The organism is uncultured Castellaniella sp., from assembly GCF_937988725.1.
In the GTDB taxonomy this organism is placed as follows: domain Bacteria; phylum Pseudomonadota; class Gammaproteobacteria; order Burkholderiales; family Burkholderiaceae_B; genus Castellaniella.
Map to the genome: position 1 here is coordinate 1265318 of NZ_CALKHS010000010.1, position 12824 is coordinate 1278141.

11 protein-coding genes are annotated in these 12824 nt (G+C 66.9%); 3 read left to right on the plus strand and 8 right to left on the minus strand.

Going from position 1 to position 12824, the window contains the following annotated elements; genetic code table 11:
* Positions 1 to 290 precede the first annotated feature (290 nt).
* The 4 genes from Q0263_RS16360 to Q0263_RS16375 are packed head-to-tail and all read right to left on the minus strand — an operon-like array spanning position 291 to position 3898.
* Positions 291 to 1448 carry an ABC transporter substrate-binding protein gene (locus Q0263_RS16360; protein ID WP_298019191.1) on the minus strand — a complete coding sequence of 386 codons (1158 nt, stop codon included), beginning with the start codon at positions 1446 to 1448 and terminating at the stop codon, positions 291 to 293.
* 52 nt (positions 1449 to 1500) lie between these two features.
* Positions 1501 to 2673: a 4-hydroxybenzoate 3-monooxygenase gene (gene pobA, locus Q0263_RS16365; protein ID WP_298018549.1), complete on the minus strand. Its 1173-nt coding sequence runs from the start codon at positions 2671 to 2673 to the stop codon at positions 1501 to 1503.
* Between the two features lie 29 nt (positions 2674 to 2702).
* The gene (locus Q0263_RS16370; protein WP_298018552.1) at positions 2703 to 3539 is read right to left on the minus strand and encodes a class III extradiol dioxygenase family protein; all 837 of its coding nucleotides are present in this window, start codon (positions 3537 to 3539) and stop codon (positions 2703 to 2705) included.
* A gap of 2 nt (positions 3540 to 3541) precedes the next feature.
* Positions 3542 to 3898: a protocatechuate 3,4-dioxygenase gene (locus Q0263_RS16375; protein WP_298018555.1), complete on the minus strand. Its 357-nt coding sequence runs from the start codon at positions 3896 to 3898 to the stop codon at positions 3542 to 3544.
* A gap of 142 nt (positions 3899 to 4040) precedes the next feature.
* Between Q0263_RS16375 and Q0263_RS16380 the strand changes: the two genes are divergently transcribed.
* The gene (locus Q0263_RS16380; RefSeq protein ID WP_298018558.1) at positions 4041 to 4928 is read left to right on the plus strand and encodes a helix-turn-helix domain-containing protein; all 888 of its coding nucleotides are present in this window, start codon (positions 4041 to 4043) and stop codon (positions 4926 to 4928) included.
* Here the strand turns inward: Q0263_RS16380 and Q0263_RS16385 are convergent, their stop codons facing one another.
* Both Q0263_RS16385 and Q0263_RS16390 read right to left on the minus strand, forming a co-directional pair.
* A complete protein-coding gene (locus Q0263_RS16385) occupies positions 4929 to 6254 on the minus strand; it encodes a solute carrier family 23 protein (protein ID WP_298018561.1) in 1326 nt (441 codons plus the stop codon). It abuts the gene before it with no gap.
* Positions 6255 to 6399: 145 nt separating this feature from the next.
* A complete protein-coding gene (locus Q0263_RS16390) occupies positions 6400 to 7329 on the minus strand; it encodes a LysR family transcriptional regulator (protein ID WP_298018563.1) in 930 nt (309 codons plus the stop codon).
* Positions 7330 to 7470: 141 nt separating this feature from the next.
* Between Q0263_RS16390 and Q0263_RS16395 the strand changes: the two genes are divergently transcribed.
* Positions 7471 to 8178, plus strand: coding sequence for a pirin family protein (locus Q0263_RS16395; RefSeq protein ID WP_298018565.1), 708 nt, complete (start codon positions 7471 to 7473; stop codon positions 8176 to 8178).
* Positions 8179 to 8278: 100 nt separating this feature from the next.
* Positions 8279 to 8674, plus strand: coding sequence for a DoxX family protein (locus tag Q0263_RS16400; RefSeq protein ID WP_298018568.1), 396 nt, complete (start codon positions 8279 to 8281; stop codon positions 8672 to 8674).
* A gap of 48 nt (positions 8675 to 8722) precedes the next feature.
* On the opposite strand, the gene Q0263_RS16405 is transcribed toward Q0263_RS16400, so the two are convergent.
* Together Q0263_RS16405 and carB are read right to left on the minus strand one after the other, a co-directional pair.
* On the minus strand, positions 8723 to 9577 hold the full coding sequence (locus Q0263_RS16405; protein ID WP_298018571.1) for an SDR family oxidoreductase: 855 nt from the start codon (positions 9575 to 9577) through the stop codon (positions 8723 to 8725).
* A gap of 6 nt (positions 9578 to 9583) precedes the next feature.
* Positions 9584 to 12823: a carbamoyl-phosphate synthase large subunit gene (gene carB / locus Q0263_RS16410; protein WP_298018574.1), complete on the minus strand. Its 3240-nt coding sequence runs from the start codon at positions 12821 to 12823 to the stop codon at positions 9584 to 9586.
* Position 12824: the final 1 nt, after the last annotated feature.

Below are 12824 nucleotides of genomic sequence, written 5' to 3' on the forward strand. Positions count from 1 at the left end.
GGGGCGCCCGACAACAAGAAAAAGTAAAGACGGAGGTGAACCCCCGTCGCCATACCCCGGCGGATCCGAAAGGTGATTCCGGCCCGGGATGCTGAGAGCGAGCGACCTGCGCGGTGGACTGATCACAGCCGCCGGCGGCGGGATTGAGTTCCCTGCGCGAAGCCGGAATAAGCAGCAGGCTCGCTCGTGAAAAACCCCGGCCGAAACCGGGGTGCTGAGGCTATTGTGGTCAATCTGGCGGGAAAAAGCAAGCCCTCCCGGGCGCGGGATCCCGAAGGCATCCCCGGGCGCTATTTCCCGGGATCCTTGACGTCCTCCTGCCGGTCGAACTCGACATTCTGCAGGAACCCGCCCACTCGCTCGACCTTGCGGATGTAGACATCCTGGACGATGTCGCGCGTATCGGGATCGATCGAGACCGGCCCGCGGGGACTCGTCCATCGCATGCCCTTCACGGCCGCCATGAAGCGGTCGCCGTCCGCATCGCCGCCAGTCTTGCGCAGGGCCTCGTAGATCACGCGCATGCCGTCGTAGCCGCCCACGGTCCAGAAGTTCGGCCTCTGGCCGGGATAGGCCCGGACGTAGTCGCCGACATACGACTTGTTCTCGGGGGACTCATGGGCCTGGGAATAATGGAAGGAGGTGATCATCCCCAGGGCCGCGTCGCCCATCGCATCGATCACGCCCTCGTCCGTCAGGTCTCCGGTCGTCACCAGGCGGATGCCCGCCGCATCCAGGCCGCGCTCCTTGTACCCCTTCACGAAGGCCACCCCCAGTTCGCCCGCCGGCAGCATCACGAAGACGGCGTCGGGTTTGGCGTCCTTGGCCTTCTGCAGGAAGGGCGCGAAATCCGGCGTGTTGACGGGCGCGCGGACCTGGCCCACGATCTTGCCGCCGCCGGCGGTGAAGGTCTTGACGAACTCCGCCTCGGCGTCATGTCCGGGACCGTAGTCCGCGACGATGGTGTAGACCGTCCTGATCCCGTTCTTGAGCGACCAGGCCGCGATCGGCGTCGTGACCTGGGGCAGGGTGAACGAGGTCCGGACGATGTAATCCGACTTCGTGGTGATGGACGAGGTGGCGGCGTTCATCACCACCATCGGCGTCCTGGACTCCTGCGCCAGGGGGGCGACGGAAAACGCCGACGGAGTCATGCCGAAGCCGGCCAGCAGATCCACTTTGTCCCGCACCAGCAGCTCCTGGGCCTGGCGCTTGCTGACCGCGGGCGCGATACCGGTGTCGTCCTTGATGATCAGCCGGATCCTGCGGCCGGCCACGGTGTCGCCGTGCTGCTTCATGTACAGGCGGATGCTGTTTTCCAGCTGCTGCCCATGGGCGGCGAAGGGTCCCGACAGCGGCAGGATCACGCCGATCTTCAGATCCTCGGCCTGCGCGCCGGATGCGGCGGCGGCCAGGACGGCGGCACAAGCGATTTTCTTCAGCAGCATCATGTCTTCCTCCCTTGAAGTTGGAACCGGAAGCGGCCGGCGGGCGGCGCGTTCAATCCAGTCCGCAGAAATTTTCCGCAATGGCGATCTGCGCCGCCTCGGAACCGCGCGTGTATTCGAACTCGGCCAGCTGCATCTGCCGCGCGAACGGGTTGTCCATCATCTTGTGGGTCAGGTTGGTCATCCACCACGAGAACCGCACAGCCTTCCAGATCCTGGACAAGGCGCGATCGCAGTAGCCGTCCAGCCCCTGGACGTCATGGTCCTGGTAGTGGCGCCGCAGGCTGTCCGCCAGTTCCTTCGCGTCCCCGACCGCCAGGTTCAGGCCCTTGGCGCCCGTCGGGGGAACGATGTGCGCGGCATCTCCGACCAGGAACAGCCGGCCGTGCCGCATCGTCGCGCAAACGAAGCTGCGCAGGGGCGCAATGCTCATCTCGAGCGCCGGACCGGTCACCAGCTTCTCCGCCAGGTCCCTGGGCAGGCGGCTGCGATACAGCGCCCAGAACCGGTCGGCGTCCCATTCCCGGATGTCTTCCGTCAGGGGCACCTGCACGTAGTAGCGGCTGCGCGTCTTGGACCGAAGGCTGCACATCAGGAAGCCGTCGGCGTGGTTGATCCAGGCGACTTCCTCCGATACGGGGGGCACGTCGGCCAGCAGGGCCAGCCACCCGAAGGGAAAGGTCAGCGCATACTGCCGCACCGTGTCCTGGGGGATGGACTGGCGCGACACCCCATGGAAGCCGTCGCATCCGGCGATGAAATCGCAGTCCATGCGCCAGTTCCGCCCCTCGTGGCGGTACGTGACGTAGGGGCGTCCGCTTTCGATGTCATGGAGCTGCACGTCGCTCGCCTCGTAGAGCGTGATGCCGCCGCAGGCCGCGCGCGCGTCCATCAGGTCGCGCGTGACGCGCGTCTGGCCATAGACCGTCGCATGCTTGCCGATCCGGCGAAAATCGATGTGGCAGCGTTCCTCGTCCCAGCGCAGGTCGAAGCCGTTCATGCGCAGGCCTTCCCTTTCCGCGCGGTCGCCGACGCCCGCCTCGCGCAGGGCGGCGATCGTGGGCTGCTCCAGCACGCCGGCGCGGACGCGCCCTAGCACATAGTCGGCGCTGCGGTTCTCCAGAATGACGTGATCGATGCCGTGCCTGTGCAGCAGCTGGCCCAGCAGCAGGCCCGAAGGCCCCGCGCCGATGATGACGACCTGGGTGCGGCGTGTCTCTTCCATGAAATCGGTCTCCTGTCGATGATTTCCGTTCAGGGCTCTTCGAACGTGACGAGCCCCATGCCCGTCGTCATGGGGGCGTAGTAGTGCCGATGCACGCGGCGGGCCTGGCCGGAGAGCGCCCCTCGCATCACCAGCCACATGATCAGCTCGATGCCCTCGGCACCCGCCCGTTCCATCAGTTCCTGATGCGTCATCCGGGTCAGGCTCCCGGGATCGCGCTCGATCCGGTCCAGGAAATCCTGATCGAACCACGAGTCCATGGCGCCGAAGCGCTTGCCCTGCAACTGGTGGGACATGCCCCCGGTGCCCAGGATGACGACCCGCAGGTCGCGCGGATCGGATTCGACCGCCCGGCGGATCGCCTGGCCCAGCTTGAAACAGCGCAGGGCCGTCGGCAACGGGTGCAGCAGCACGTTCACGGCCAGGGGCACGGCGGCGACCGGCCAGCCGGGGACGGGGTCGAAACACAGGTGCATCGGCACCAGGAAACCGTGTTCCACGGCCATCTCCTGGCACAGGGTCAGGTCGAACTCGTCATAGACCAGCGATTCGCACAGATGACGCGAGAACTCGAAATCGCCCCGGATGGGAGGCAGGGGGCGCACCCCCATGCCCTCGTCGGCGATCGCGTACTGGTCCGCGCAGCCGACCGCGAACGTCGGGTACTTGTTGAAGAAGAACTCCGCGCCATGATCGTTGTAGACCATGATGGCCACGTCCGGCCGCAGTTCCGACAGCCATTCCCGCACGGGCACGTAGGCGTCGAACAGGGGCTTCCAGTCGGGATCGTTCTGCGCCCCGCGGTCATAGGCGCCGCCGATCGAGGGGACGTGCGATGTGCCGATGCCGGCGATGATCTTTCCCATGGTCAGCGCGCTCCCTTGCCATTGCGCGAGGCCAGGAAGGCCTCGAACGTCTCGCCGCGCATCTGCGCGCCCATCCGGTACAGGCCGTGCCCCGTCACGAAGCCCAGCTTGAGCAGGTAGTAGATGTTGCCGCCCGCCGCATTGAGCCCCGCCCAATCGCGGGCGCGGATCAGGTCCTTTTCCGCCTCGCTCAGGCCGTGCGCGGACAGATAGGCCTCCTCGTCCGCCTGGAACGCCCGGCGGTTGGCCTCGACGGTCAGGGAGTCGCACAGCTTGTTGATGCGGTAGCCCTTGCGGGATTCGCTCAAATTGAATATCAGGACGTCGGGAATGGGCCGGCCGGGATCCAGTTGCATCATGTCGCGCTCCGATCTGGTGGCGGCTTGTGCTTTTCAGCCCACAAGCCTTAAGCTTCAATCTTCAAGGAATGTGCCTTCATGATCGCGTCCCGACGGCCCGCTGCGAATGGACGAACGGGACCAATAATGGTGTTTTTCGGACATGGGTGCTTCGATACCGCTGTATTCCCTGTATGGCCAGATCGACACGGCGGCCGAGTTGCGCTTCCTGCACCTGGAATCGCTGGAATCCCGCAATCGCGTGTACGGCTGGGACATCCGGCCGCACCGGCATCACGATCTGTACCAGCTGATCTGGGTCGAACAGGGCGAAGGAACCGTCATGCTCGACGAACAGACCCTGTCGCTGCAGGCGCCCGTCCTCATCAGCATCCCTCCCCCGATCGTCCACGGCTTTCGCTGGCAGCCCGGCACCAAGGGCCTGATCCTGACGATCGCCGAAGGGTTCGTGGCGGACCTGGCCGGGCAGTCGGGCGACGAGGCCGTCCATGCCGCGCTGGAACAGCTGCTGACCATCACCGGGGCGGTCGACCCGGGCAGCATCGGCCGGCTCAAGGCCCTGTTCGACACCATCCTGGACGAATACATCCACGACAGGGTGTGTCGCGGCACCGCGATTTCGGGGAACGTCCTGATGCTGTTCGCCGAGGTGGCCAGGCTGCGCCACCTGAGCCTGCAGAAAGAGTCTCACGAAGCCTCGGGCAGGCTGACGCTCTACAGGCGCTTCAAGGAACTGGTCGAGGCGCACTACCAGGACCAGTGGCGGGTGGCGGATTACGCGCTGGCGCTGGCGACCACCGAGCGCAGCCTGCGGCGCGCCTCATTCGATCTGGTGGGCCAGTCGCCGGTGCGGATCCTGCACCGGCGCATCCTGCTCGAGGCCAAGCGCAACCTGCTGTACACCGAAAAGACCGTCGCCGAGATCGGCTACGACCTCGGCTTCGAGGACCCCGCGTATTTCACCCGGTTCTTCGCCCGCAATGAAAGCCTCACCCCCGCCGCGTTCCGGCGCTGCAGCCGGCGGGACTGATCAGACCGCCGTTGCGGATTTTCGCCCTCGCAGCAGGGCGTACAGGATGATGGCGCCGAAGGTGGCGGTGCCGATGCCGTCCAGCTTGAAGCCGCCCAGTTCGATGGAGAAATTGCCCGCCCCCAGGATCAGGGTGACGGCCGCCACGATCAGATTGCGGTTGTCGCTGAAATCCACCTGGTTGACCACCCAGATGCGGGCGCCGGCGATGGTGATCAGGCCGAACACGACCACGGCCATGCCGCCCAGCACCGGGGCCGGGATGGCCTGGATGACCGCGCCGAACTTGGGCGAGAAGCCCAGCAGCAGCGCCACCAGCGCCGCCACCACGAACACCAGGGTGGAATAGATCTTGGTAACGGTCATGACGCCGATGTTCTCGGCGTAGGTGGTCACGCCCGTGCCGCCCATGGAACCCGAAATCATGGTGGCGACGCCGTCGCCCAGGAACGCCCGGCCCAGGTAGCGGTCCAGGTTCTGCCCCGTCATGGCGCTGACGGCCTTGATGTGGCCCAGGTTCTCGGCGACCAGGATGATGGCGACCGGCGCGATGACGCTGATGGCATGGCCTTCGAACACCGGCGCCGTCATCTTGGGCAGGCCCAGCCAGGGCGCGGCCGCGATGGCGGAAAAGTCGATGGGGGCGCCGAAGCCCAGGCCATTGGTCAGCACCGCATACAGCACGCAGGCCAGGAACAGGCCCACCAGGATCAGCAGGCGCTGCACCAGCCCGCGCGTGTAGACGGCCACGCCGCCCACGCACAGGATCGTCAGCAGCGCCATGGCCGAATCGAACAGCGAACCGCCCATGGCGCCCTTGGCGGCGATCGGCGCCAGGTTCAGGCCGATGACGGCGACCACGGCCCCCGTCACCACCGGCGGCATCCAGCGATCGATCCAGTCGGCCGCCCCGCCCTGGCGGGCATTGACGAGCATGGTCAGCAGGCCGATGCCCGCATAGATCAGGCCGCAGACGATGATGGCGCCCAGGGCGACGCCGATGTTGGGATTCGGGCCGCTGCCGGCGTAGCCGGTGACGGCCACCACGCCGCCGATGAAGGCGAAGCTGGAGCCCAGGTAGCTGGGCACCCGGCCGCCGACGAACAGGAAGAACACCAGCGTGCCGACCCCCGACATCAGGATGGCCATGTTGGGATCGAAGCCCATGATCAGCGGCGCCAGGATGGTCGAGCCGAACATGGCGACGACGTGCTGGGCGCCCATCGCCACGGTCTGCGACAGCGGCATGGTCTCGTCGGGCTGCACGACGGCGCCGTCCGCCGTGCCGGATACGCGACGCCAGCGGGGGAAATAGGAAGTTGTCATGGGTGTGCGGCCCGGGGCCGTCCGGAAGGGAAAGGTGGAAGGTTAAATTTCGTCGCAAGTGTACGGCGCGACCCGCACACCTCGCAAGGCGGGAAAGGCCGCCCCGCGTCCCGGGGGCCGGAAGGGATCCACGCGCCGCCGGCCCCTATTCCGGGCGCGCCGCGTCCCGCGCCCAGGGCTCGTCCACCAGGGCGTCCCGCAGATAATCGATCAGGGCCTGGACGCGGGCGGGCCGGTTGCGCCCCGGCGGCGTGACCGCGTGCAGCGCCAGGGGCTCGACTTCCCAGGGGGCCATCACCGTTTCCAGCGCGCCGGACTGCAGATCCGGCCAGACCAGGAATTCCGGCTGCAGGGCCAGGCCCAGGCCCGAGCGCAGGGCGGGCATCAGGGCATCGGCGTTGTTCACCTGCAGGCGGGTCGGCATGAACTGGGCGAACTCGCCCTGCCGGGGATGCCGGAAATGCCAGGTCACGCCATGGCGCGCATAGGAATAGTGCAGCGCCTGGTGCGCCTGCAAGTCTCGCGGATGGCGCGGCCGCCCATGCGCATCGAAGTACGCGGGCGCCCCCACCAGCACGATGCGCACCCCGCACAGGCGCCGCGCCAGCAGGCTGGAATCCGCCAGCCGGGCGATCCGCAGGGCCAGATCGAAGCGTTCGGCCAGCAGGTCCACCTGGGCGTCGTTGAACTGCACGTCCAGCCGCACCCCCGGGTGCGCCCGCATGAACCCCGGCAAGAGCGGCGCCAGGCGCGCCAGTCCGAAGGACATGGGCGCGGACACCCGGACCCGCCCCCGCAAGGCCTGGGCCTGTTCCGTGACCTCGGCCTCGACCGCCTCTCCTTCCTCCAGGATGCGGGCGGCGCGCTCCAGGGCCGACTGGCCGCTGTCGGTCAGCGACAGGCGCCGCGAGGTGCGATGGATCAGCGTGGTCTTCATGCGGGCCTCCAGACGGCTGATGGCCTTGGACACCGTGGCCTGGGACACGTTGCAGACGGCCGCCGTCCGGGCGAAGGACCCGGTTTCCACCACCTTGGCGAACAGGGCCCAGGCTTCCAGGTCGGGCAGTCCTTTCATGGGGATTCCTTCTCTCGGGATCGAAGACACGGCATCGATCATATCAAAATTGGAAACAATGGAATTCCATTGTTGATCTTCTCAACGCAATCAGCCAATCTTAAACTGCTCGCATCTTCCAAGCTTCACAGGAGCCACATCATGATCGAACGCCGTCCCTACGCGAGTCTGGGCGCAGCCCACCACGGCTGGCTCGATGCGCGGCACCACTTTTCCTTCGCCGAATACCACGACCCTGCGCGGGTCCACTGGGGCGCGCTGCGCGTCTGGAACGACGACACGATCCAGCCCGGCAGCGGATTCCCCCCGCACCCGCACGCCAATATGGAGATCATCACCTACGTGCGGGAAGGCGCCATCACGCACCAGGACAACCTGGGCAACCAGGGCCGCACGCTGGCGGGCGACGTCCAGGTCATGAGCGCGGGCAGCGGCATCGTCCATTCCGAATACAACCTGGAACCTGGCGTCACCCGGATCTTCCAGATCTGGATCTTCCCGGACCAGCAAGGCGGCAAGCCCTGCTGGGGCACGCAGCCCTTCCCGAAGACGGATCGTTCCGGCCGCTTCGTGACGCTGGCCAGCGGCCTGGAAGGCGATGACGAGGCGCTGCCCATCCGGGCCCAGGCCCGGGTCTCCGGCGCCACGCTCAAGGCGGGCGAGACCCTGGAATACACGTTCCAGGACGCCGGCCGCGTCGGCTACCTGGTTCCCGCGATCGGCCAGGTCGAAGTCAACGGCATCCCGCTGGAGACGCGCGACGGCGCCGCCATCAAGGACGAGGCCGTCGTGCGGATCATCGCCATCGAGGACGCCGAACTGATCCTGGTGGACAGCGCCGCGCAGTGATGCCGCGCCGCTGACCCGGACACGCATCCCGCCCTCCGGGACGGGATGCCTTTTCCCCCTTCTTACCGCTTTCCTTTTAATCACCCTTTCATTGAACGCCATGACCCAACGCAACCTTGACTCTCTGTCCCTGATCGGCCGCATTCTGATCGCCATCCTTTTCTGGATCGGCGTCTCCGGCAAGATCACCGCCCCCGCCGGCACCATCGGCTACATCGGATCGGCCGGCATTCCGCTGCCGACGCTGGCCTACGCCGCCACGGTGTTCGTCGAACTGGTTCTGCCGGTCCTGCTGGTGCTGGGATACCGCACCCGACTGAGCGCGCTGGTCCTGGCGATCTTCTCGGTCGCGGCCGCCCTGTTCTTCCACGCGCAGTTCGGCGACATGAACCAGTCGACCCACTTCTTCAAGAACCTGGCCATTGCCGGCGGCCTGCTGCAACTGGCGGCCTTCGGCGGCGGTTCGCTGAGCCTGGACGCGCGGCGCCAGCAATAAGGACGAGCATCCCCACCCGGACCGGGCTCTTTTCAAGAGCCCGGTTTTTCATTCGGGATCGCGATGAACCCGGGGCTTGCGCTTGCGGCCGGCGGCCACGGCGTCATAGAGAGCGTCCGGGACCAGGCGCAGCAGGCGCCCCACCCAGGCCATGGGCCAGGGAATGACGCGATAGCGGTCGCCGGATTCGATCGCGCGCACGGCCTGCCGCGCGAAACGGTCCACCGGCATCAGGAAGGGCATGCGATAGGGATTGCGCGCCGTCATCGGCGTGGCGATGAAGCCCGGCGCCAATGTGACGACCTGCACGCCGGATCCGCGAAGCTCCACCCGCAGGCTTTCGCAATACGCCCGCACGGCGGCCTTGGAGGCGCTGTAGGCGCCGGCGCCCGGCAGGCCGCGCACCCCCGCCACGCTGCCGATGCCGACCAGGACGCCCTGGCGCCGGGCGCGCATCGCCGCGATGAAAGGCTCGAACGTCGCCACCATGGCCAGGACGTTGGTGTCGAAAATGGCCTGGAAGACCTCGAAGTCCTCGGGCGCGTCGGTCAGGGTGCCCGCGCTGATGCCCGCGCAGGCGATGACACGGTCCGCCGGGCCGTCGGCCTGGAAATCCCGGGCGGCATCCCGCAGGGCGGCGCGGTCCCGGACGTCCAGGGCATACACCCGGTGCCCCTGCCCCGGCAAGGCGTCCGCGACGGCCTGCAGCGCCTCCCGGCGCCGGCCCACCAGCCCGACGACGGCGCCCCGCGCCGCGTATCGACGCGCCAGCGCGGCGCCGATGCCGCTGCTGGCGCCGGTAATGAAAACCCGTCCGGGCGCTTCCGCCTGGACGGGTCGGGAGGATGCCCCCGGCGCGGCGGGGGCATCGGAGCCTGCGGACGCGATGGGGTCGCCCGCCATGCCGCGTCAGCCGAGCGTGGCCGCGTGCATGGCCTGCAGGCCGTAGACCTTCAGGCCCCCGCCATGGCGCAGGTACTGCAGGCCTTCGACGGCGGCGCGGGCCCCGGCGATGGTCGTGAAGAACGTGACGCGGTTGGCCAGCGATTGCGTGCGGATGGTACGCGAATCGGCGATGGCGTTGCGGCGCTCTTCCACCGTATTGATGACCATGGCGATCTCGCCGTTCTTGAGCATGTCCACGATGTTCGGACGGCCTTCCGTGACCTTGTTGACGACTTCCACCGCCAGGCCCGCGGCCTCGATGACGGCCGCCGTGCCACGCGTGGCGATCAGCTGGAAGCCCATGGCCGCCAGGCCCCGGGCGACTTCGACGGCGCGGGGCTTGTCCTGGGCCCGCACGCTGATGAAGACCTTGCCGGATTCCGGCAGCCAGGCCCCCGCCGCGATCTGGGACTTGACGAAGGCTTCGCCAAACGTTTCGCCCACGCCCATGACTTCGCCGGTGGACTTCATTTCCGGCCCCAGGATGGTATCCACCCCCGGGAACTTCACGAAGGGAAAGACGGCTTCCTTGACGCAGTAATGGATGGGCGACGGAATCGAGGTCACGCCCTGCTGGGCCAGGGTGCGTCCGGCCATGATACGGGCGGCGATCTTGGCCAGCTGGCGGCCCGTGGCCTTGGACACGTAGGGCACGGTGCGCGAGGCGCGCGGATTGACTTCCAGCACGTAGACATCGCCATCCTGGATGGCGAACTGCACGTTCATCAGGCCCTTGACGTTCAGGGCGCGGGCCATGAGCGCGGTCTGGCGCTTGATTTCATCGACGATTTCAGCCGACAGGGAATACGGCGGCAGGCTGCAGGCCGAATCGCCCGAGTGCACGCCGGCCTGCTCGATGTGTTCCATGACGCCGCCCACGACGACCTGCTCGCCGTCGGCCAGGCAGTCCACGTCGACTTCGGTGGCGTTGTTCAGGAAATGGTCCAGCAGCACCGGGGAATCATTGCTGACCTTGACGGCTTCGCGCATGTAGCGTTCCAGGTCCTGCGGCTCGTGCACGATTTCCATGGCGCGTCCGCCCAGCACGTAGCTGGGGCGCACCACCAGGGGATAGCCGATTTCCCCGGCCAGGGCCAGGGCTTCGCTTTCGGTGCGGGCCGTGCGGTTGGCCGGCTGGCGCAGGCCCAGCTTGGTCAGCAGCTTCTGGAAGCGTTCGCGGTCCTCGGCGACGTCGATGGAATCCGGGCTGGTGCCGATGATGGGCACGCCGTTGGCTTCCAAGGCGCGGGCCAGCTTCAGCGGCGTCTGGCCGCCGTACTGCACGATGACACCGGCCGGGTTTTCCTTGTTGACGATCTCCAGCACGTCTTCCAGGGTCAGCGGTTCGAAATACAGGCGATCGGACGTGTCGTAGTCCGTGGAGACGGTTTCGGGGTTGCAGTTGACCATGATGGTCTCGAAGCCGTCTTCGCGCAGGGCCAGCGCCGCATGCACGCAGCAGTAGTCGAATTCGATGCCCTGGCCGATGCGGTTGGGGCCGCCGCCCAGCACGATGATCTTCTTGCGGTCGGTGGGCGCGGCCTCGTCCTCGTCCTCATAGGTCGAATACATGTAGGCCGTGGTCGTGGCGAATTCCGCCGCGCAGGTGTCCACGCGCTTGTACACCGGGCGCACGTTCATCTGGTGGCGCAGCTTGCGCACCTCGGCTTCCGTGGTGTCCAGCAGGAAGGCCAGGCGGCGGTCGGAAAAGCCCCGGCGCTTCAACTGGCGCATGGTGTCGTCGTCCAGTTCGGACAGCGTGCGCTGTTCCAGGGCCAGTTCGATGTCGACGATTTCCTTGATCTGCGCCAGGAACCAGGGGTCGATCTTCGTCAGCTGGTGGACTTCGTCCAGGCTGAAGCCCTGGGCGAAGGCGTCGCCCACGTACCAGATGCGTTCCGGACCCGGTTCGCCCAGTTCGATCTGCAGGCGTTCGCGGTCGGTGGTCTTCTGGTTCAGGCCGTCCACGCCGACTTCCAGGCCGCGCAGGGCTTTCTGGAAGGCTTCCTGGAAGGTGCGGCCGATGGCCATGACCTCGCCCACCGCCTTCATCTGGGTGGTCAGGCGGGAATCGGCCTGCGGGAATTTTTCAAAGGCGAAACGGGGGACTTTGACGACGACGTAGTCCAGGGTGGGCTCGAAGGACGCGGGCGTCGCGCCGCCGGTGATCTCGTTGCGCAGTTCGTCCAGCGTGTAGCCCACGGCCAGGCGGGCGGCGACCTTCGCGATGGGAAAGCCGGTGGCCTTGGAGGCCAGCGCGGAGGAACGCGACACGCGCGGGTTCATCTCGATGACGATCATGCGGCCGTTGGCCGGATTGACGGCGAACTGCACGTTCGAGCCGCCCGTGTCCACGCCGATCTCGCGCAGCACCGCGATCGAGGCGTTGCGCATGATCTGGTATTCCTTGTCGGTCAGCGTCTGCGCCGGGGCGACCGTGATGGAATCGCCGGTGTGCACGCCCATGGGGTCCAGGTTCTCGATGGCGCACACGATGATGCAGTTGTCGGCGCTGTCGCGCACGACTTCCATTTCGAATTCCTTCCAGCCCAGCAGCGATTCCTCGATCAGCAGTTCGTGCGTGGGCGAGGCTTCCAGACCGCGCCGGCAGATGGTCTCGAATTCCTCGGCGTTGTAGGCGATGCCCCCGCCCGTGCCGCCCAGCGTGAAGCTGGGACGGATGACGGCGGGGAAGCCCGAGCCGCCCAGCTCGGCGGCGATGCGCTTTTGCACGGCCCAGGCCTCGTCCATGCTGTGGGCGACGCCGGATTTCGCGGATTCCAGACCGATGGAGGTCATGGCGTCCTTGAACTTCAGGCGGTCTTCGGCCTTTTCGATGGCGGCCGCGTTGGCGCCGATCAGTTCGACCCCGTGCTTGGCCAGCACGCCGTGGCGGTCGAGATCCAGGGCGCAGTTCAGCGCCGTCTGGCCGCCCATGGTGGGCAGGACGGCGTCGGGTTTTTCGATCTCGATGATCTTTTCCAGGGCCTGCCAGGTGATGGGTTCGATGTAGGTGACGTCGGCCGTTTCCGGGTCCGTCATGATGGTGGCGGGGTTGCTGTTGACCAGGATGGTGCGAAAGCCGTCGGCCTTCAGGGCCTTGCAGGCCTGGGCGCCGGAATAGTCGAATTCGCAGGCCTGACCGATGATGATCGGACCCGCCCCGATGATGAGAATGCTTTTGATGTCTGAACGCTTGGGCATG